A 22,004-nucleotide genomic window follows, 5' to 3' on the forward strand; every position below is an offset into this window, starting at 1 on the left:
GTCCTTCGAGGCCGAAGAGGTAGGCCAGGCGACCGGAGAGCACGCTGGGGCTGGTGCCGGTCACCAGGTGGCCGGCGGAGCCGTCCTCGATGCCGAGTCCGTACTCCTGGTAGGTGGAGCCGATGAAGGTTCCGGTCGGGGTGCCGTGGACGGTGGTGGGGTCGATGCCGGCGTGCTCGAACGCCTCCCAGGTGGTTTCCAGCAGCAGCCGCTGCTGGGGGTCCATCGACAGCGCTTCGCGCGGCGAGATGCCGAAGAAGGTGGCGTCGAACTCCCCCGCGTCGTGGAGGAAGCCGCCCTGGGTGGAGTAGGTCGTGCCGGGGTTGTCCGGGTCGGGGTGGTAGAGGTCGGTGTTCCAGCCGCGGTTGACGGGGAAGTCGGAGATGGCGTCCACGCCTTCGCTGACCAGGTCCCACAGGTGTCGCGGGGAACGGACGCCGCCGGGGAAGCGGCAGCTCATGCCGACGATGGCGATGGGCTCGTCGAAGGCCCCCGGCGCGGCGACCACGGTCGCGGCCGCGTGGCCGCCGGTGCCGAGGAGTTCCTCGCGCAGGTGGCGGGCGAGGACGGCGGGGGTCGGGTAGTCGAAGACGAGGGTGGCGGGCAGGGCCAGACCCGTGAGGGCGGCCAACCGCTTGCGCAGTTCCACGGCGGTCAGCGAGTCGAAGCCGGCGTCGCGGAAGGCCCGCCGCTCCGGGATGGCGTCCGACGAGTCGTGGCCGAGGGCGATGGCCGCCTCGGCCCGCACCAGGTCGGCCAGCAGCCGGGTCTGCTCGTCCTCGTCGAGGCCCCGCAGGCGCGCGGCGAACTCGGGCGCGGCGCTCGTGTCCTCGGCGCGTGCGAGGGCCTGGATCTCGGCCAGTTCGTCGAAGAGGGGGCTCGGGCGGGTGGCGGTGAAGACGGGGTGGTAGCGCTCCCAGTCGATGTCGGCGACCGTGACCGTGACGTCCTGGTGGACGACGGCGCGCCGCAGTTCGGTGAGGGCGTTCGCGGGGGCGAGGAAGCGCAGTCCGCGCTTGTGCAGTTCGTCGGTGATGGCCTCGTGGGTGGCCATTCCGGCCTCGGCCCAGGGGCCCCAGGCCACGGAGGTGGCGGGCAGGCCGCGGGCCGCGCGGTGCTCGGCCAGGGCGTCGAGGTAGGCGTTGGCGGCGGCGTAGGCGCTCTGTCCGGCGCTGCCCCACACTCCGGCGATCGAGGAGACCAGGATGAAGAAGTCCAGGTCGTGGCCGTCCAGGAGGCTGTCGAGGTGGGCGGCGCCGAGCATCTTGGCGGCCATCGCCTCCGCGGCGACGTCCAGGGGGGTCTCGGTGAGGGCGGCGTTCTGGCCGACGCCGGCGGCGTGCACGACGCCGGTCAGCGGGTGCTCCGCGGGGACGGCGGCCAGGAGCGCGGCCAGCGCGCCGCGGTCGGCGGTGTCGCAGGCCGCGATGGTGACCTCGGCCCCCAACTCCTCGATTTCGGCGGCGAGTTCGGCGGCTCCCGGGGCGTCGGGGCCGCGGCGGCTGGTGAGGAGGAGGTGGTCGGCGCCGCTGCGGGCCAGCCAGCGGGCCACCTCGGCGCCGAGCGCTCCGGTGCCGCCGGTGACGAGCACGGTGCCGTGCGGCGCGGTGAAGGCGTCGGCGGGCGGCAGTTCGGCCTGCGGGTGGCGCACCAGGCGCCGGCCGAGCGCTCCGGTGGCCCGGATGGCGATCTGGTCCTCGCCGCCCTGTGCGGCCAGCGCGCTGACCAGGTGCTGGGTGGCGGGTGCGTCGAGGGCGGCCGGCAGGTCGATCAGGCCGCTCCACAGCTGTGGGTGCTCCAGGGCGGCGACCCGGCCCAGTCCCCAGACCGCTGCCTGGAGGGGGTTGGTGAGCGGGTCGTCGGAGCCGGTGGTGACGGCGCCGCGGGTCAGGGTCCACAGCGGGGCGGCGAGGTCGGAGTCGACCAGCGCCTGGGTCAGGACCAGGCTCAGCGCGAGCCCGGTGGGCGGCTCGGCGCCGGCCTCGGTGCCGGGCCGGTCGGCGAGCGGGAGCAGGGACAGGATGCCGGAGCAGGCGCCGCCCTCGGCGGTTGCGGCGTGGAGCCGGGCGGCGAGTTCGGCGCGGTCGCGGCAGGCGTCGTCCAGGACGAGGGTCTCGAACTGGGCGCCGTGGCCGCGCAGCGCGTGCAGGAGCTCGTCGCTGTCGATGCCGTCGGCGGTGACGAGCAGCCAGGTGCCGTCGAGTACGGGCGCGGCGGCGGCCGTCACGGGGCGCCAGGCGACCTGGTAGCGGGTGGAGTCCAGCAGCGCCTTCTCGTGCCGGTGCTGGCGCCAGGAGGACAGCGCGGGCAGCAGCGCGTACAGAGAGGCGTGCTGTTCGTCGCGCAACCCGAGGAGGGCGGCCAGTTCGGCCGCGTCGCCCCGTTCGACGGCGCCCCACAGCTCGGCGTCCGCGGGGTCGGCGGCGGCCTGCGCGAGGCGGGCCGGGGCCGGCTCGGGCCAGTAGCGCTCGTGCTGGAAGGCGTAGGTGGGCAGATCGACCGTGCGTGCACCGGTGCCGGCGAGGTACGCGGACCAGTCCACGGTGACTCCGCGCACGTGCAGGCGGGCCAGTGCGGTGGCCGCACAGCGCTCCTCGTCGCGCCCGGCGCGCAGCAGCGGGACGAAGTCCGCCGTGGTGTCGTCGCCCAGGGTGTCGTGGGCGGGGGCCGACAGCGCGCTGTCGGGGCCGAGTTCGAGGAAGGTGCCGGATCCGCAGGCGTGTGCGGCGCGCACCGTGTCGGCGAAGCGGACGGTGCCGCGGGCGTGCGCGACCCAGTAGTCGGCGGAGCGCAGTTCCTCTTCGGTGGCGGCCCGGCCGGTGAGGCCGGAGATGACGGTGACCTCCGGTGCGCCGTAGGTGAGCTGCTCGGCGACCTCGCGCAGGCCGTCCAGCGCGGGCTCCATCAGCGGCGAGTGGAAGGCGTGGCTGACCTTCAGGCGCTTGGTCTTGCGGCCCTGCGCGGCGAAGTGGGCGGCGATCTCCTCGGTCGCGGTCAGGTCGCCGGCGACGACGACGGCGCGGGGGCCGTTGACGGCGGCGAGGGACACCTCGTGCTCGCGGCCGGCGAGCAGCGGGGCGACCTCGTCCTCGGTGGCTTCCAGGGAGAACATCGCGCCGCCGGCGGGCAGTTCCTGCATCAGCCGCGCCCGTGCGGCGACCAGGCGGGCCGCGTCGGGGAGCGGGAGGACGCCCGCGACGTGCGCGGCGGCGATCTCGCCGACCGAGTGGCCGAGCAGGACGTCGGGGCGTATCCCCCAGGTCCGCAGCAGCCGGTAGAGCGCGACCTCGATGGCGAACAGGGCCGGCTGGGTCCACTCGGTGCGGTCCAGCAGCGCCGCCTCGGGGCTGTCCTCCGGGGCGAACAGGACGTCCTTGAGGGGGCGGTCCAGGTGCGGGTCGAGGGCCGCGGTCACCTCGTCGAGGGCCTGGGCGAACGCGGGGAAGCGGGCGGCGAGTTCACGGCCGGCGCCGGGGCGCTGGCTGCCCTGGCCGGCGAACAGCACGGTCAGCTTGCCCGCGCCGCCGATCTCGCCCTCGGTGACTGCGGGGGTGGGCCGGTCGGCGGCCAGGTCGGCCAGCGCGCGCAGCAGTTCGTCGCGGTCGCCGGTCACGACGGCGCGCTGGTCGAAGGCCGAGCGGGTGGTGGCGAGGGAGAGCGCGACGTCGGCCGGGTCGAGGGCGGGGCGCTCGTCGAGGAAGGACCGCAGGCGGGCGGCCTGGTCCCGGAGCGCCGCCCGGCTCGTGCCCGACAGCGTCCAGGGCACGACGACGGGGGTGTTCGCCCGCTGTTCGCGCTGGTCGGGGGCGGCCGACGGCTCCTCGACGATGAGGTGGGCGTTGGTGCCGCTGAAGCCGAAGGAGGAGATGGCGGCGCGGCGCGGCCGGTCGGCCTGCGGCCAGGGGGTCTCCTCGGTGAGCAGGCGCACCGCCCCGGAGTCCCACTCCACGTGCGAGGACGGCTCGTCGGCGTGGAGGGTGCGGGGCAGCACGCCGTGGCGCATCGCCAGGACCATCTTGATGACGCCGGCGACGCCGGCCGCGGCCTGGGTGTGGCCGATGTTGGACTTCACCGAGCCGAGCAGCAGCGGCCGTTCGGCGTCGCGGTCCTGGCCGTAGGTGGCGAGCAGGGCCTGGGCCTCGATGGGGTCGCCGAGGGTGGTGCCGGTGCCGTGGCCCTCGACCGCGTCGATGTCCGTGACGGACAGGCCGGCGGCGGACAGCGCCTGCCGGATCACCCTCTGTTGGGAGGGGCCGTTGGGGGCGGTCAGGCCGTTGGAGGCGCCGTCCTGGTTGACGGCGGAGCCGCGGACCACCGCCAGCACCTGGTGCCCGTTGCGGCGGGCGTCGGAGAGGCGTTCCAGGACGAGGACGCCGACGCCCTCGGACCAGCCGACACCGTCGGCGCCGTCGCCGAACGCCTTGCAGCGGCCGTCCGGGGACAGACCGCGCTGCCGGGAGAACTCGATGAGGGCGCCGGGCGTCGACATCACGGTGACACCGCCGGCCAGGGCGAGCGAGCACTCCCCCGCGCGCAGCGCCTGCATCGCCCAGTGCATGGCGACCAGCGAGGACGAGCAGGCGGTGTCGACGGTGACGGCGGGGCCTTCCAGCCCGAGGGTGTAGGAGATGCGCCCGGAGGCGACGCTCGGGGCGGTGCCGCTGCCCTGGTGGCCCTCGAACTGCCCGCCGCCGAGGACCGTGGCGTAGTCGTTGTACATCACGCCCGCGAACACGCCGGTCCGGCTGCCGCGCAGGGACGTCGGGTCGATGCCCGCGCGCTCGACGGCCTCCCAGGACGCTTCGAGCAGCAGCCGCTGCTGGGAGTCGGTGGCCAGGGCCTCGCGGGGGCTCATGCCGAAGAAGGCGGGGTCGAAGTCGGCGGCGGTGTGCAGGAATCCGCCGAAGCGGGAGTAGGACGTGCCGGTGCGGTCCGGGTCCGGGTCGTAGAGCGCGTCCAGGTCCCAGCCCCGGTCGGTGGGCAGGCCCGAGATGGCGTCGGTGCCCTCGCTGACCAGTCGCCACAGGTCCTCGGGCGAGGCGACGCCGCCCGGGTAGCGGCAGCTCATGCCGACGATGACGATGGGGTCCTCGTCGGCGGCGGCGCGCGGGGCGCTGGTCGCGGTGGCGACCTCGGAGCCCATGAGTTCGGCCAGTACGTGCGTGGCGAGGGCGTCGACGGTCGGGTAGTCGAAGATGACGGTGGCGGCGGTGCGCAGGCCGGTGGCCGCGCTGAGCCGGTTGCGCAGTTCGACGGCGGTCAACGAGTCGAAGCCCAGCTCCCGCAGCGGGCGGCGGGCGTCGATGTCGGCGGTGCCGGCGTGGCCGAGTACGGCGGCCACCTGACCGGCCACGAGGTCCAGGACGACCTCACGGCGGTCGGTTTCCGCGAGCCGGGACAGCTGCTGCACGAGGGTGACGGCCGTCTCCGAGCCGGAGACCACCGAGCGGCGGGCCGGGGTGCGGATCAGACCGCGCCACAGCGGCGGCACCTCGCCCTGGAGGCGCAGGACGGACAGGTCGAGCCGGGTCGGCAGCAGGACGGCGGCGTCCATGGCGGTGGCGGCGTCGAAGAGGACGGTGCCCTGTTCCGCGGTGAGCGCGGGGGTGCCCATCCGGGCCAGGCGGGCGAGGTCCTCGTCCGTCAGACCGCCGGTCATTCCGCCGGTGGGCTCCCACGGGCCCCAGGCCAGGGAGAGCCCCGGCAGGCCCTGGGTACGGCGCAATTGGACGAGCGCGTCGAGGAAGGCGTTCGCGGCGGCGTAGTTGCCCTGGCCGGCCGCGCCCACGGTGCCGGAGAGGGAGGAGAAGACGACGAAGGCCGCCAGGTCCAGGTCGCGGGTGGCCTCGTGGAGGTGCCAGACGGCGTCGGCCTTGGGCCGCAGTACCGCGCTGATCCGCTCGGGGGTGAGCGACTCGATCACGCCGTCGTCGAGGGTGCCGGCGCTGTGCACGACGGCGGTGACGGGGTGCTCGACGGGCACGTCGGCCAGCAGCCGGTCCACGGCGGCGCGGTCGGCCAGGTCGCAGGAGGCGAGGGCCACCTGCGCGCCGTGGCCGGTGAGTTCGGCCACCAGTTCCCGGGCGCCCTCGGCGTCGGCGCCGCGGCGGCTGGCGAGCAGCAGGTGCCGTACGCCGCGCTCGGTGACCAGGTGCCGGGCCAGTACGCGGCCGAGGCCGCCAGTGGCTCCGGTGAGGAGCACGGTGCCCTCGGGGTCCCACTCGGTGGCGTGCTGCGCCGTCCGGGCGCGGGCGAGCCGCGCGGTGAGCGCGGCGGTGCCGCGGACGGCGGTCTGCGGCTCGTCCGAGGACAGTGCCAGGGCCTGCAGCAGCGGTTGCGCGGCGGGCGCGGCGGAGGCGGGGTCGAGGTCCAACAGTGCGAAGCGGCCTGGGTGTTCGCTCTGCGCGGCCCGCACCAGGCCCCAGACGGCGGCGGCCACCGGGTCCGGCGCCTGCCGGGGGTCGGTGGCGACGGCGCCGCGCGTGACGAGGACCAGCCGGGAGGCGGCGTACCGCTCGTTCTCCAGCCAGGTCCGCAGGAGTTCCAGGACGTGGGCGGTGCGGTCGTGCACGGAGGTGACGACCTCGTCACCGACGGCGTCGGCCGCACCCAGGACGGGGGCGAGGACGACGTCCGGGGCAGGGGTGTCGGCGTCCGGGCCGGGCAGCGCGGTGACGATGCGGTCCGGCGAGGCGAGGGCCAACTCCAGGCCGAAGGGGTCCGGTCCGAGGACGGCGACGGAGGCGGGCGCGGCCTGGGCGTCCTGGGGCGACGCGGTCCAGCGCAGCTCGAACAGGGCCTCGCGGGCGAGGGAGTTGGCGGCGTCGAGCTGCTCGTCGGGCACGGTGCGCAGGACGAGCGAGCCGATGGAGGCGACGGGGTCGCCGGCGGTGTCGGCGACGGCGATCGCCACCGCGTCGTCTCCGGCCGGGGTCAGCTTCACCCGGACCGTCGTCGCCCCGCTGGCGTGCAGGGTCACGTCCTGCCACGAGAAGGGCAGGCCGCCGCGGGCGTGCTCGCCCAGGTCGGCGAAGGCCGCGGCGTGCAGCGCGGCGTCCAGGAGGGCCGGGTGGATCGCGAACGACGCGGCGGACTCGGCGTCGGAGCGGTCCGTCTCGGGCAGGGTCACCTCGGCGTAGACGTCGTCGCCGCGGCGCCAGGCGGCGTGCAGGCCCTGGAAGAGGGGGCCGTATGCGAAGCCGGTGTCGGCCAGGCGGTCGTAGAAGCCGTCGAGGTCCAGCGGCTGAGCGTCGGCGGGCGGCCAGGCGGTGGCGTCGAAGTCGGCGTGGTGCTCGCCGGTCACGAGGGTGCCGGCGGCGTGCTGGGTCCAGGGGAGCTCCTCCGGACCGTCGGGGCGGGAGTGGACGCTCACGGCGCGGCGGCCGGACTCGTCGGGGCTGCCCACCCACACCTGCACCTGGACGCCGCCCTCCTCGGGCAGCAGCAGGGGGGCGGCCAGCGTGAGTTCCTCCACGCGACCGCAGCCGGCCTCGTCCCCGGCGCGCACGGCCAGCTCCAGGAAGGCGGTGCCCGGCAGCAGCACCGTGCCGCGCACGGCGTGGTCGGCGAGCCAGGGGTGGGTGCGCTGCGACAGCCGGCCGGTCAGCAGCAGGCCGTCGGAGTTGGCGACCGACACGGCCGCGGTCAGCAGCGGGTGGTGCGCCGCGCCCAGGCCGGCGGCGCGCACGTCACCGCCGGTCGCGGGCAGGCTCTTGGGCCAGTAGCGCCGGCGTTGGAAGGCGTAGGTGGGCAGGTCGGTGCGCCGGGCGCCGGTGCCCTGGAAGTAGGGCTCCCACTGGACGGCCGCGCCGCGGGTGTGCAGGCCCGCCAGCGCGGCGGTGAGGGTCTCGGCCTCGGGGCGGCCCGGGCGCAGTACGGCGAGCGTGGCGGGGACGCCGTCCGCGGTGTCGGGGGCACCGTCGGTGGCGCCGGTCGCGGCCAGGCAGGTCTGGGCCATGGCGGACAGGACGCCGTCGGGCCCCAGCTCCAGGAAGGTGGCGGTGCCGTGGCCGTGGAGCCAGTCGACGGCGTCGGCGAACCGTACGGCGTGCCGGGCGTGGTTCACCCAGTACTCGGGGGAGGTCAGCTGCTCCACCGTGGCGAGGGTCCCGGTCAGTCCGGAGACGACCGGGATGACGGGTGCCTGCGGGGTGAGTCGGGAGACGGCGGCGCGGAAGTCCGCCAGCATGGGCTCCATGAGCGGCGAGTGGAAGGCGTGCGAGACGCGGAGCCACTTGGTCCTGCGGCCCAGCGCGCCGAAGTGCTCGGCGACGGCGTCGACTTCGTCGGCCCGGCCGGCGATCACGACGGCGGCGGGACCGTTGACCGCGGCGATCGAGACGTGGTCCTGCCGGTCCGCCAGCTGGGGCAGGACCTCCTCCTCGGTGGCTTCCAGGGAGACCATGGCGCCGCCTTCGGGCAGCGCCTGCATGAGGCGGCCCCGGGCGAGCACCAGGGCGGCGGCGTCGGCCACGGTGAAGACCCCGGCCACGTGCGCCGCGGCGATCTCGCCGATGGAGTGCCCGGTGAGGAAGTCCGGCTTGATGCCGAAGGACTCGGCGAGCCGGTAGAGGGCGACCTCGATCGCGAAGAGCGCGGGCTGGGCGTAGCCGGTCTGGTCGAGGAGGGCGGCCTCGGGCGTGCCCTCGGCGGCGAACAGCACGTCCTTCAGGGGGCGTTCGAGGCCCTGGTCGAGGTGGCCGAGGACCTCGTCGAGGGCGGTGGCGAAGACGGGGAAGCGGGCGGCCAGTTCCCGTCCCATGCCGGGCCGCTGGGAGCCCTGGCCCGCGAAGAGGAAGGCGAGCTTGGACCGGGTCCGGGCGGTGTCCTGCACGAGGCCGGGGGTCGGTATGCCGTCGGCGAGCGCGGTGAGGGCTGCGCGGGCCCGGTCCAGGTCGGCCGCGGTGAACGCGGCGCGGTGTTCGAGGCCGGAGCGGGCCGTGGCCAGGGAGTAGGCCACGTCGGCGGGTGCGAGGTCGGGGTGGGACGTGAGGTGTGCGAGCAGCCGCGCCGCCTGGGCGCGCAGCGCCTCGCGGGTGCGGCCGGAGACGAGCCACGGGACGGCGCCCGGCGCCACGGGTGCGGCGGCGGCCGGGAGTGCCGTGTCCTCCTGGCCTGCCTCGGGCGACGGGGCGGCCGGGGCCTCCTCCAGGATCGTGTGTGCATTGGTGCCGCTGAGTCCGAACGAGGAGATGCCGGCGCGGCGCGGCTGTTCGCCCTGCGGCCAGGCGACCGGCTCGGTGAGCAGGCGCACGGCCCCCTGGGTCCAGTCGACGTGCGAGGACGGCGCGTCCACGTGGAGGGTGCGCGGGAGCAGGCCGTGCCGCATGGCCAGCACCATCTTGATGACGCCGGCCATGCCGGCCGCCGCCTGGGTGTGGCCGAGGTTGGACTTCACGGAGCCCAGCAGCAGGGGGTGTTCGGCGTCCCGGCCCTGGCCGTAGGTCGCCAGCAGTGCCTGGGCCTCGACCGGGTCGCCCAGCGCGGTGCCGGTCCCGTGCGCCTCGACGACGTCGATCTCGTCGGCCGAGAGCCGCGCGCTGACCAGCGCCTGCTCGATGACCCGTTGCTGCGAGGGGCCGTTGGGCGCGGTCAGGCCGTTGGAGGCGCCGTCCTGGTTGACGGCGGAGCCCCGGATGACGGCCAGGACCTTGTGCCCGTTGCGGCGGGCCACCGAGAGGCGCTCCAGGACCAGGACGCCCACGCCCTCGGCCCAGCCGGTGCCGCCCGCGGAGTCGGCGAAGGAGCGGCAGCGCCCGTCGGCGGCGAGCCCGCCCTGGCGGCTGAACTCCACGAAGGTGGTGGGGCTGGACATCACGGTGACGCCCGCGGCCAGCGCCAGGGAGCACTCGCCCTGACGCAGCGAGTGGGCGGCCAGGTGCAGGGCCACGAGGGAGGACGAGCAGGCGGTGTCGATGGTGACCGCCGGGCCCACGGTGCCGAAGAAGTACGCGAGTCGGCCCGAGAGGACGCTGGTGGTGGTGCCCGTCAGGGCGAAGCCCTGGACATCGTCGTCCGGACCCACCCGGTACTCCTGGGGCATCGCCCCGACGAACATGCCTGTCCGGCCGCCCCGGACCGAGGCCGGGTCGATACCGGCCCGCTCGAAGGCTTCCCAGGAGGACTCCAGCAGCAGGCGCTGCTGCGGGTCCATGGCGAGGGCCTCGCGGGGGGAGATCCCGAAGAAGGAGGCGTCGAACTCGGCCGCATCGTGGAGGAATCCGCCGGAGAACTGCCCGGGGTCCTCGGTCAGCATCTCCCAGCCGCGGTCATCGGGGGAAGCCGTGATGCCGTCCCCGTCGTCGGCGAGCAGGGACCAGAGCTCTTCGGGGCTGCTCACGCCCCCCGGGAAACGACAACTCATGCCCACGATGGCGATCGGCTCGCGGGCCGCCGCCTCCAACTCGCCCACCCGCTGTCGGGAGCGCCGCAGATCGGCGCTGGCCCGCTTCAGGTAGTCGCGGAGCTTCTGTTCCTGATCCATGTTCGCCACGTTCCAACCCATCTCAAGACCGTCGGGCAGCAGAGGATTTCGATGTGGGCATCCGGCACTGGGGGACGGCTGTTCCACTGCGACTGAGTTTTCTGCGTGCCCTGCACAAGGCAGCTCGACTTCCCGCACGCCACGCACCCAGTCTCTATGGGGGTGGCCATGGAATTCCGTAGAGTCGGCGGGGCCCGGGCCCGGCCGCACACGGACGGGCCGGGGTGCCGCGGATCCTCGGCGGCACTCCCGGCGCCTGGTACCTACTCGGCTCGCCTTCCGCACGGGCCAGGTCCCGATGCCGGACCTCGGCCCGCGTCCGCACGGCGAACCCTCAGAATGCGGAGCGGGGTACTACTTGATGAAGTCGTCCACGACACGGGGCGGCCAGGTCCCCACCGTCAACACGCCCATCGCATAGGCGCGGGAGACCAGGGCCGCGCGGTTCGGGGCCTTCAGTTTCCGCAGCAGTCCGGTGACGTGATACTCCACACCGTGCTGGCTGAGATACAGCCGGGACGCCATCGGAATCGTGGACAGGCCCGCCGCGATTCCTTCCAGAATTCGTGCGTCGATCTCGCTGAGAAGTTTCCTTCGCGGTGCCACCACCGCATCGTCCTCAGCGCTCTGGCCCGACCGCATCACCACGAGAACCGCGGTCGGGTCGGGGCCGTAGCCGCGCACGGCGGCGGCCGTGAGGCTGCCGTTGAACACGTCGCCGGTCGGCCGCAGCGCCACCACCTGCGTGGCGAACCGGTCCCGGCGCCCCTCCAGCAGCCGCTCGAACTGCCGCATGAGCGGCTGCCGCACGCTGGGGTGCACCAACTCGCGGAAATTGCGCCCGAAGACGTCGGGTGCCGTCGACGAGGAATCGGAGGGCAGTGGGGCGAGCACGTCCGCGGAATCCTCGGCGGGGGTCGCGAATTGGTGGAAGAAGTCTTGATTGGCCTGACGGATCGTCAGCGCTGGGTCCAGTACGGATATGCACACGCTCGGCCGCTCCTCCCCCCGGACCGCGGTACCGGCCGTACCGGCCGCACTGTGGTCTGTCGACAGCTGCAGAGAGTCCACCAGAGCAGAAATCCTCAAGGGACCGACATCCTTTCCAACCCCCGCTTGCAAACCAGGAATCAGGAGAGATCGAACGAGAAGGGGAAATCCAGAGAATCAAGTAGGACAGGGGATCCGATGGCCCGGCATCCGCCGGGCAGGAATTCCGAACTCCCCTGCACAATCGACACTAAGGATCGATCCGGACGAGCGTCAACGCTCACCCGCCCCCCACCCCTAATCCTGCGGTCGGACACTCCGCACGGTACGGTCCCGCCGCGATCTTTCGGCCCCCCGAACACCCGAACCGATTACCGCCGGTATCCCCTGGCCCTGAGCGGCTTTCGTCACGGTGTGCTCAGCGCGACGCAATCGCCCTGCGCCCGCTCCGCCCGCTCCAGCAGCTCGCGTCGCCCCGCGACGCCCAACTTGCGGTAGCACGACGTCAGGCGCTTCTCCACCGCACGGGTGCTCACGCCGAGTTCCTCGGCGATCTCCTGATTGGTCAGGCCGCGACGCACCGACGAGACGACCTGGCGCTCACCACGGGTGAGCGGAGTCTCCTGACTGGGAGCGGCGGCTCCCAGGGCCGCACGGGCGCGTTCGGTCAACCAGGGTGCGCCGCAGGCGGTGGTGAGGTCAACGGCTTCGCGCAGAACCGTCTGCGCCTCCTTGCCGCCTTCCAACGTGCGGCCCAACTGGAGCAAGGTGCGGGACAGTTCGAGCGTGTTGGAGGAGGCGCGCAGGACCTCGGCGGACTCGCGCAGCGCGGGGACGCCCCCTCCGCCGGGCAGGAGGGCGTTCAGGCGCAGTGCGCGGCCCAGAGCGGCGGGCGCCGCCCACCGTCGCGCCCAGGCCAGTTCCTCGTCGGCCAGTGCCATGGCCGGCCGGGCCTCGCCCAGGCGGTGGTGGAGGACGATGGCGCGGGGCCGCCAGGGGAAGAGGACGGAGTTGCGCCAGCCGGCCGCTTCCAGCTGCCGGCCGCAGGCCAGGAGGGATTTGAGGGCGTCGGCATCGTGGCCACGGCGGGTGTCGAGCGAGGCCCCGAGCAGTTGCCGCATGACCGTCGTGGCGAGGTTGGCCGGCCAGCGCTTCCCGGAGTCCTTGAGGAGGCGTTCGATCAGCTGGACGTTGCCGGATTCCATGGCCACCGCGGCCCGGATGACCGCGGTCGGCTCGCGCCAGTCCGCGTCGGCCAGCGCGGCCGCCCGGTCGGCCAGTTCGTGGGCCTGGGTCAGGTACCCGCGGGCGAGCTGGAGCAGGGCGTTCTCGGCGTGCACCCCCGCGTGCGGCGGGTCGGTGTGCGACTCGCAGGACACGTTGATGCCTTCCACCGCGTCGGCGGCGTACAGGGCCAACACGACCAGCGGCAGTGCGGTGCGGGCACGCGCCGAGGTCACCGGCTCGCGTTCCAGGATCTGTTCGGCCAGGGCTGCGATGTCCGGTGCCGGCAGGGCGCTTGAGAGGACCCCCGCGTTGATCAGTACGGCCGCCAGTTCGCGGGCGCCGCTGCTCTCCAAGGGGGGTGTGGTGCCCAGTGAGCGCAGGCGTGCCACCGCGCCGGTCAGCTCCGCCGGGTTCTCGTGCCCGGCGTGCCACAGACGCGCCTCCAGGCGCAGGGCGATCTCGCGGGGACTCCCCTGGTGCGGCGCCGTGGTCTCCAAGTCCTCGGAGACTTCGCGCAGCAGGTCCACCATGGAGGAGGTTGCCTCGCCGAGGAAGCTGGGCGGGACCAGCAAGGTGGCGACGGCCCGGTCGGTGGCCGACGACAGCAGGCGGACGGCCTGGCTGATGTGACGTTCGCAGGCGACGGGATCGATGCCGCGTTCGGCTTTGGCCAGGTCGATCAGCAGGCGTGCGCGTTCGCTGTCGCCCACGCTGCTCTCCAGCAGCGCGCGCCGCAGGTAGCGGGCGGCGGCGTCCGGCGCACCGCAGCGCAGTGCGGCTTCCGCGGCCGTCCGCAGGACCCCGCTGGCCCATGGGCGGTGGGTGGCGGTGACGGTCATCAGCAGCTCTGCGACATGTTCGGCCGGGCGGCCGGCCTGGTGGAGGATTTCGGCCGCCGCGTCCCGGGAGCGTTCGCATTCGGCGATGGTGAGGGTGGATTCGACGGCGTCGCCCACGACGCGGTGGAAGAAGCGCGGGGTGTCGTGGGGGGCGAGCAGGCCGAGCAGGCGCAGGGCCCGCAGGGCGCGCTGATAGCTGATGGTGTCCAGTCGCGCGTGGCGTTGGATGAGGTCGGGCTCGCCGTGGTCGCCGAACGCGGCGATGGCCGCGGCCACGTCGCGTACGGGGCCGGGCTGGGTGTGGAGGCAGCCGGCCAGCCGATCGCGGAGCTGGGCGGGACGCGAGGTGCGGGCCCGGTCGGCCTGGTCGGCGGTGGGCCGGTGGCCGTCGAGGGCCTGCTCGCGCAGGACGGACCGGAGGAAGAGCGGGTTGCCGGCGCAGGTGTCGTGGCAAGCCTGGGCGTAGCGTTCCTCGGCGGGTTCGCCCAGGTGGTGCCGGATCATGGCTCGGGTGCCGTCCAGCGAGAGCGGGGCGGGACGCAGGACCTCTCCGGCGTCGGCGAGGTCGCCGACGAGCGGGTGCTGGGCCCGCGGGTCGCCGTCCCGCAGGGTGCACACGAGGGCGAGGCGCATCCCGTGTGTGCGGCGGACCAGGTAGGCGAGCCAGCGCAGGGAGGGCAGGTCCACCCACTGCAGATCGTCGATGAGGATGAGTACGGGGGTGGTTGCGCAGACGTCGGCCAGCAGCGACCGCAGGCCGTGCAGAACGGCTTCGGAGACGGGGGCGTCGTGGTCGCCGAGGGTCGGGAGGCCGCCGGCCGGGACCGCCTGGGCGGCACCGCCGGTGCCGTGGTCGCCGGGGGCGAAGGGGGCGTCGCCCAGGAGGGGGCCGAGGAGTTGATGGACGATACCGAAGGCGAAGTCCTGCTCCATGGGGGCGGCATTGGCCCGTAACACCCGTAAGTTGCCCGGCGGCGAGGCGCCGGCCTCCTGGAGGAGCGTGGACCGGCCGATGCCCAGGGGCCCGGTCAGGAGGAGTACGGAGGGTCTGCCCGCCTGCGCCTGACGCACTGCGGCGTCGATGCGCGCCAGTTCGGATTCCCGCTCGTACAGCATCGGTCATGTCCTTTCCGTGGGCCTGCTCCGTGCGAGAAGTTCCTCGCGTGAGGTGATGCCCAGTTTTTTGTACGTACTGCTCAGCCGTAGTTCGACGGTGCGTCGGCTCACCGAGAGCTGCTCGGCTATCTCGCGGTTGCCCAGGCCGCGGCCGGCCAGTTCGGCGGTCTGCCGCTCGGCGGGTGTGAGGGCGGCCCACTCCTTGGAGGAGGTGAACTCGTTGGGGGTGGCGGTCTGTTCCAGCCGGGTGGCCAGCCACCGTGCGCGTTCGGCCAGGCGGCTGGAGGTGCGGGTGACGCGGTGGCCGGACAGTTCGGTCAGCAGCCGGGCCGCGATGGTGTGGTCGCCCTTGGTGGCCTCCTCGGTGGCGAGGTCGGCCAGGCCCCAGGCGTAGGCCAGTTGGTTGGGCCAGCGCGCGATGCCGGTCGATCCGCCGGAACCGGCGGCCGGTCCGGGGGCGTCGAGGGATCCGGCGCAGAGATGGGCCAGGCCCACTGCGCTGGGGGCGCCCCAGCGGCGGGCGAGGGTGAGTTCCTCGTCGATCAGGCGCCGGGCCTGTTCCCGGTCGCCGAGCGTGATCAGGACTCTGGCGGCCAGCGAACGCCAGGGCAGCACGGCGGGGTTGACCCACTGCCTGCGCAGCAGCCAGCGTCCGCCCTCCTTGAACAGCTCGACGGCCTCGGCCCAGCGTCCTTCGTCGGCGGCCACCCGGGCGCGGGCGTGCAGGAGCAGGGGCCAGTGAACGCTGGATTCGGCGCCGGGCGGTATGGGGGCGCCGGTCAGGGCACGGGCCACGTCGTGTTGGTGGGTCTCCACGGCAATGATGCTGCGGATGGCCAGGAGGTACGGGGCGGCGAGGGGGTGCCAGGCAGCGGCGGGCAGTACCCGTTCGGCGGCGTCCGCGGCGTGTTCGGCGGCGTCCAGGCGGCCGCCGCGCAGGTGCAGTCCGGCGCTCAGGGCCAGGGCGCGGGCGAGCGCGGGACGGCGGTGGTGGCGGCCCAGTTCGGCGACGATGGCGTCGAGGTGCTCCTCGGCTTCGCCGGCGGCGTCGGTGAGCCACAGTGCTCTGGCGGCTTCCAGGCGGGGCATGACGGGTGCGGCGGGGCCTGCTTCCAGGGCACGGCGGGCCAGTTGCGCGGCCTGCTCGCGGTGCTGGCCGCGTGCGGTGAGCTGGGCGGCACGGATGCCTGCCTGGGCGGGGGCGAGGGGGTGTTCGGGCAGGGCGGGGACGCCGTTGGTGGAGATGTCGGTGGCCTCGGGCCGGGACTGGGCGGCGTACCAGTACAGCGCGATCAGGTCGTCGCGTTCGCTGCCCTGGGCGCTGGCCAGGGCCTGGGTGGCGACGCGGCGGCCCCAGGAGTCGTCCCCGCGGGCCAGTCCCATGTCCAGTGCCTGTAACCGCACGTGGGACCAGAGCTCGCCCTCGCCCGGGCTGTTGACGACGGCGGCGAGCCGACGGTCGCTCGCCACGGGGGCGGACGCGGCCTCGGCGCTGGCCAGGTCGAGGCTGATCTCTGCGCGCCGTACGGGGTGCTGGGGCTCGTCGAGGGCGCGGTTGAGGCAGGCGGCGGCCCGGGCGAACTCGCTGCGGCGCACGGCGGTGCCGAAGCTGCCCCGCAGTGCGTGCACGCCCCAGGGCTCGCCGCCGGAGGGTGCATGGGGAAGGGAGCGGGTGATGTCGTCGCTGCGGCGCACGGCGGCGTCGAAGCCGCCTTGCAGCGCGTGGACCGCCCAGGACTCGCCGATGGGCGGTGCGTGGAGGAGGAGGCCGGCGATGTCCTCGTCGGGGGCGCCGGCCCGGTAGGCGAGGCGGGCGGCGCCGGCATACAGGCGGCCGCGTTCGGCGGCGGGCGTGTCCTCCAGGATGCGGGCCCGGACGACGGGCAGGCGGATGCGTTCGCAGGCGCCGTCGGGGACGGTGAAGCCGGCCGTTTCCAGCGCCGAGCGCAGCCGGGTTTCGCGTACGCTGCGCAGCCCGGCCAGGTTGCAGATCAGGGTGAAGTCCAACAGGTCGCCGGCGACGGCCAGCGCGCGCAGCACGGCGGTGGACTCGTCGGTCAGCCCCCGCAGGGCGCGCCCCGCGCGGTCGCCGATGATGCCGGTGATCACGGTACGCAGCTGTGGGACGAGGGCGGCGGTGGGGCGGTGGCCGGCGTCGGCGAGGCAGTGCAGTGCCGCGTGCAGTACGGCGGGGTTGCCGTGGGCCGCCTGGACGGCCGCGGCGGCGAACGTCTCGTCGCAGGCGACGCCGAAGATCATTTCGGCGAGGGTGGCGACCGCGCGGGGGCTCAGTCCGCGGACGGTGAGGTGCCGGGTCAGCTGTGCGGAGGGGGCGGTGTCGGCCAGCCAGTCGGGGCCGTGCGGGTCCACGCCGGTGCGGCCGATGAGCAGCGCGAGCGGGAGTCCCGTGGACAGGCGACGCACCAGGGCCTGTAGCCAGTGCAGGGAGGCCGGGTCCAGCCACTGCGCGTCCTCGACGGTGACGAGTGTGGGTGTCCGGCGGACGGTGTGCAGGAGTTCGAGGAGGCCCGGCAGGCCGTCCGGCTCGTGGTGCTCGCGCAGCACCCTCAGCGGGCGTTCGGCCACCTCCCCCAACGGGGAGAGGAGTTGGATCACGGCTCCGTGTCGCAGGTCGCGTTCGGTCAGGGATCCGCTGGCGCGCAGGACGCGTACCGAGCGCTCCTCGGCGAGCCGGGCGGTCCAGCGCAGCAGGGCGTTGTGGCCGAAGCCGGGGCGGCCGGTCACCGAGACGACGGCCGGGCGGCCTTCGCCGAGGGAGGCCACCACGTCCTTCAACTGTGCTTGTTCCGCCTCGCGTTCGAGCAGGGGCAGGTCGGTGCGCCGACTCCCCGCCCAGACGATCCCCCCGTACTGTTCGCCGTTCAGTCCCGTCACCGACACCCTCCCGCTCGGCTCGCCCTCAATCCCGTCCACCCGGCCGCGGCGCCGATCGTGGAGCCCGTGCTTCGCGGACGCCCGAGGAGCGGAGGACCGCGGCGAGCTGGGCCCGCTCGGCGACGTCCAACTTGCGGTACACGCTGGTCAGATGCATCTCGACGGTGCGTACGCTGACGTACAGCGACTGGGCGATCGAGCGGTTCCCGGCTCCGCCGGCGGCGAGACTGGCGACCTTGCGTTCCATGCTGGTGAGCAGGTCGAGGGGCGAGGCGGTCATCTTCCGCATGCGGCCGCCTGCGGCCACCAGGGCCGCGCGGGCGTCCTGGCCCAGCGCGAGCGCGCCGCAGCGCTGGGCGAGGCCGGCCGCGGCGCGCAGGTGCTCACGGGCGGCGCGTCGATCACCTTCCGTCAACAGCGCCCTGCCCAGGACGAGTTCGGCGCGGGCGTGTTCGACACGGGCCGGTGAGGCGGAGAGTTCGCGCACCGCCTCGCCCAGCAGCTCCATACCGCCCTCGCCGGGGGTGGCCACGCCGCGGGCCAGGGCGGCCATGCCGAGGACGCGGGGGGTGCCCCACTGCTCCGCGAGCCGCGTGCCGTGCGCGGCGGGCTCCTGGGCCTCCTCGGGGCGGCCCAGTTCCGCGAGTACGCAGGCGGCCTCCGCCCACCAGGGCACGTATGCCGCATGGCGCACCTCGGCTTCCTCCAGTGCCCTGCCGCACTCACGGAACAGCGCCAGTGCGCCCTCCGCGTCCCCCAAGGCGTGGCGGGCACGGCCGTGGGCCATCAGATAGCGGTAGTAGGTCCACACGTACTGCTCGCGCCAGGCGGGCTCGGTGCCGGCCAGCAGCCGCTCGGCGGACGCGGCCTCGCCCCGGTCCACCAGTACGCTCGCCAGGGCCAGGCGCGGCAGGACCATGGCGTCGCCCCAGCGTTCCGCACCGCTGATCTGGACCGCCGTTCTGGCGTCCGCGAGCGCGTCCGGGAGTGCGCCCAGGCCGTGCTGGAGCATGGCGCGGGTGGACAGGGCCAGGGCGTAGGTCCACACGGCAGAGTTGTTCCGGCCGTGCCGCAGGACGCGGTCCAGTGCGTCCAGTGCCTCCTCGGCGCGGTCGGCGAGGCCGAGGACGAACGCCGAGTTGATCAGGGTCCAGCTCTCCAGGAGCAGTCGGGGGCTGGAGATGGCGCGCACGGCGCGCTGCACGGCGGGTTCGGGGGGCTGGCCGTCGAGCGCGGTCAGTACGGCCATGGCCGCCAGTTTCTGGCACTGGGCGGGGGTGTCACCCTCGGGCAAGGTCATCGCCGCGGCTCCCTTCTGGGTCGCGGCGAACGTGTTGCGGCCGTGCGTGCCGACGATCAGGAACACCGACTCGACGAGCGTGCGCAGTTCCTGGTCGGCCGGCAGGGGGTCCGGGCCGAGTTCGGCGTCGAGCGTGTCCAGGACGTCTTCCAGGAGGCCCAGGGCGACGCAACCCTCGCGCGCGGCCAGGCCGGTGGTGCCGAACTGCGCGGCGATCCGCGCCCGGGTGCGCACGTCGATGCTCGGTGCCAGCGCTTCGCGGAGCAGGCCGACGGCCTCGGGCGGGTCGGTCTCGGTCAGTGCCCTGGCCAATCGGACGCGGACCTCCACGCTGTCGGGGTCCACTTCCAGTACCCGGTACAGATAGCGGGCCGCGGTCTCCGGGGCGCCGCGCTCCTCGGCGCGGGCCGCGGCTTCCAGCAGGACACCGGGCATCCATGGTGCGGAGATCGACGGCAGCCGCAGGAGGTGCTCGGCGACCTCTTCGGCGGGCCGGCCGGCGTCGCTCAGGAGCAGCGCTGCCCGCGCACGCAGGCCCGCCAGCGCCTGGGTGTCCAGGGTCGCCAGCACCGCCGCTCGCACCGCGCCGTCCGCCAGGTGCCTGCCGCCGGGCACCAGCCCGGCCTCCCGCAGCACCGCCAGGGCGTCCTCGACGACGGCGGAGGGGACGGCGGCCAGGGGGCCGACGTGGTCGGCGCCCCGCTCTCCGAGGACCGCCACCGCCCGCGCGACCTCGCCGACCCAGGGTGGCTGGCGGTCCAGGAGTTCGCGTGCCCAGATCGCCAGGACGCGTCCGCCGGTCTCGGCGATCCGGTCGGCGCCACCCACTCCCGGACCGGCGCCCTCGGCCCGCAGTTCGTGCAGCAGCCGGCCCAGGAGGCGGGGGTTGCCGCCGGTCGCGACCCGGGCGCGGGTGACGAAGACGGGTGCGGCGGGTACCGGGAAGAACGCCCTGACGACTGCGGCGACATCCGCCTCGGTCAGCGGCCGCAGGCGCAGCGTCGTGGTGCGGCAGTGGGCGGCCAGGTCCGCCAGGGCGTGGCGGACCTGGGCGCGGCGGGAGAGGACGGCCTCGGACTGCTGGGTGAGGACGATGAGCAGCGGCAGGCCGTCGGACCGGCGCAGCGCGAAGTCCAGCCAGCGCAGCGAGAGTTCGTCGCAGTGCTGCACGTCGTCCAGGGCCAGGACGAGCGGTCGGCGGCTCAGCGCGTGCGTCGCGAGGCGGTGCAGGTCGTGGAACGCGCGCTGGACGACGGGAGCGTGCGGTGGCTCGCCCGCCAGCGCACCGGGGGCGAGTGCGGGGAGGGCGCGGCACATGGCCGCTTCCAGGGGGACACCTTGTGCGGCGGGACCGAGCAAGGTGCGTATCCCGCTGAAGGAGTCTCCCGCAGCGCCCTCTTCGCAGGTGCCCTGGAGAACCGTCGCGTGCCGACAGGCGTCTCCGGTGAGGAAGGCGCGCAGCAGGGCGGACTTGCCGATTCCGGCCGGGCCGGTCACGACCGCCGAGCATGCACGGCCGGAATACGCGTTGCGGGCGGAGCGATTGAGCTCTCTCACGACATCGGCTCGGCCGACCAAGGCGCTGCCTAAATCAGGATCTAAGCTCCGGCTCCGCACCATAGGACTCCTCGCACCTCAGGAGACACAGCGGATGTGATTGGGCGTCACCACATCGATCTGTAAATCACCCTAAAGAGTGATGTCTCATGTGCGTCAGAGTACATGATCCACTGAATAGCGAGGGAGCAACACGCCCCGGCGCGCCAACTCCTTGCCTGTTGACAGGTGTTCAGTCGACCGCCGTGAACCCGGCTGCTTCACCCCCCGTCCTGCGCCGCCGGCCGCGACCCGAGTGGGTCCCGCGCCGGGCGGCAGTACCGGGCCGGAGCCCTTCCGCCACGGTCCGCGTCAGCGCACCGGCCCCTCCTCCTTCTGACGACCGCGCCGCGCCGAAGCGGTACGGGATACACCCGGGGGCACACCCCGCTCACCGAGGTATCCCGTACGCTCCGGCCGGACTACCAGCTGCCGGCCAGCAGCAGATCCCCGAACTCCCGCTCGCGGGACGTCTGGCGCAGGTCGGAGTCGACCATCATGCGCATCAGCTCGGGGAAGTCGACGCTGGGCTCCCAGCCCAGCTGGGTGCGGGCGCGCTCGGCGTCCGCGCACAGGATCTCCACCTCGGCCGGGCGCACCAGCGAGGGGTCGATGCTGACGTAGTCCTCCCAGTTCAGGTTCACGTGCTCGAAGGCGATGCGGACGGCGTCGCGGACCGAGTGCATCTGGCCGGTCCCGATCACGTAGTCGCCGGGCTCGTCCTGCTGCAGCATCAGGTGCATGGCGCGAACGTAGTCTCCGGCGAAACCCCAGTCGCGTACGGCGTCGAGGTTGCCCAGGGACATCTTGTCCTGGTAGCCGAGCTTGATGCGGGCCACCGCGAGGGAGATCTTCCGGGTCACGAACTCCGCTCCACGGCGCGGCGATTCGTGGTTGAACAGCATGCCGGAGACCGCGTACATACCGAAGGACTCGCGGTAGTTGCGGGTGATGAAGTGCCCGTAGGTCTTCGCGACGCCGTACGGGCTGCGCGGCCGGAAGATGGTGGTCTCGCACTGCGGGGTCTCGGCGACCTTGCCGAACATCTCCGACGAGGACGCCTGGTAGAAGCGGATCTGACCGCCGTCACTGCTCCGCGAGCCGTTCAGGCCGCTGACCATGCGGATCGCCTCCAGCATGCGCAGCACACCCATGCCGTTGACCTCGGTGACGAGCTCGGCCTGCTGCCAGGACATCGGCACGAAGGAGATGGCACCGAGGTTGTAGATCTCGTCGGGCTGCACCTTGTCGACGGCTGACACCAGGCTGGCCTGGTCCATCAGGTCACCGTCGACGAAGTTCAGGTCGGAGACCAGACGGCTGACCCGCGACTTCCGGGGATTGGCCTGACCGCGTATCAGGCCCCACACCTGGTAACCCTGTGCGAGCAGGTGCTCCGCCAGGTAGGAGCCGTCCTGGCCGGTAATTCCGGTGATCAGCGCACGCTTGGACATCTCATTCCTTTCCTCCGCATAGAACAGACCGCCCAAACGCAGAGCCGTGTCTGCTGCGTGAACTCTTGACCTCGAATGGCGTCGAATGGCGTCAGAAAACGCCG

General features: G+C 73.7%; 6 protein-coding genes (1 of these 6 cut by a window edge). All 6 read right to left on the reverse strand.

Translation table 11 applies throughout. The annotated features are described in order from the left end of the window. Window positions 1-10,483, reverse strand: the beginning of a protein-coding gene (locus JNO44_RS00530) for a type I polyketide synthase (RefSeq protein WP_205360356.1). The gene continues 18,020 nt to the left of window position 1, outside the view; only the first 10,483 of its 28,503 coding nucleotides appear in the window; its start codon is at window positions 10,481-10,483; its stop codon lies off the left edge, out of view. Window positions 10,484-10,837: 354 nt separating this feature from the next. Then, entirely contained in the window at window positions 10,838-11,554 is a 717-nt protein-coding gene (locus JNO44_RS00535; RefSeq protein ID WP_420882602.1) for a LuxR C-terminal-related transcriptional regulator, read from the reverse strand. A 326-nt stretch (window positions 11,555-11,880) separates the two neighbouring features. Then, window positions 11,881-14,655: an ATP-binding protein gene (locus JNO44_RS00540; RefSeq protein WP_205360358.1), complete on the reverse strand. Its 2,775-nt coding sequence runs from the start codon at window positions 14,653-14,655 to the stop codon at window positions 11,881-11,883. 3 nt (window positions 14,656-14,658) lie between these two features. Next, complete coding sequence (locus tag JNO44_RS00545) at window positions 14,659-17,550, reverse strand: AAA family ATPase (protein WP_240167346.1); 2,892 nt, start codon at window positions 17,548-17,550, stop codon at window positions 14,659-14,661. Between the two features lie 25 nt (window positions 17,551-17,575). Continuing rightward, window positions 17,576-20,470 carry a helix-turn-helix transcriptional regulator gene (locus JNO44_RS00550; RefSeq protein WP_205360359.1) on the reverse strand — a complete coding sequence of 965 codons (2,895 nt, stop codon included), beginning with the start codon at window positions 20,468-20,470 and terminating at the stop codon, window positions 17,576-17,578. 398 nt (window positions 20,471-20,868) lie between these two features. Beyond that, complete coding sequence (locus tag JNO44_RS00555; protein ID WP_067357063.1) at window positions 20,869-21,900, reverse strand: GDP-mannose 4,6-dehydratase; 1,032 nt, start codon at window positions 21,898-21,900, stop codon at window positions 20,869-20,871. Window positions 21,901-22,004 lie beyond the last annotated feature (104 nt).

Source organism: Streptomyces noursei, assembly GCF_016917755.1.
GTDB lineage: Bacteria > Actinomycetota > Actinomycetes > Streptomycetales > Streptomycetaceae > Streptomyces > Streptomyces yunnanensis.

Bases quoted from the DNA above. Each gene is read 5' to 3' on its own strand.
- JNO44_RS00540 (WP_205360358.1), bottom strand. From the start codon at position 14,655: ATGCTGTACGAGCGGGAATCCGAACTGGCGCGCATCGACGCCGCAGTG.
- JNO44_RS00550 (WP_205360359.1), bottom strand. From the start codon at position 20,470: ATGGTGCGGAGCCGGAGCTTAGATCCTGATTTAGGCAGCGCCTTGGTC.
- JNO44_RS00555 (WP_067357063.1), bottom strand. From the start codon at position 21,900: ATGTCCAAGCGTGCGCTGATCACCGGAATTACCGGCCAGGACGGCTCC.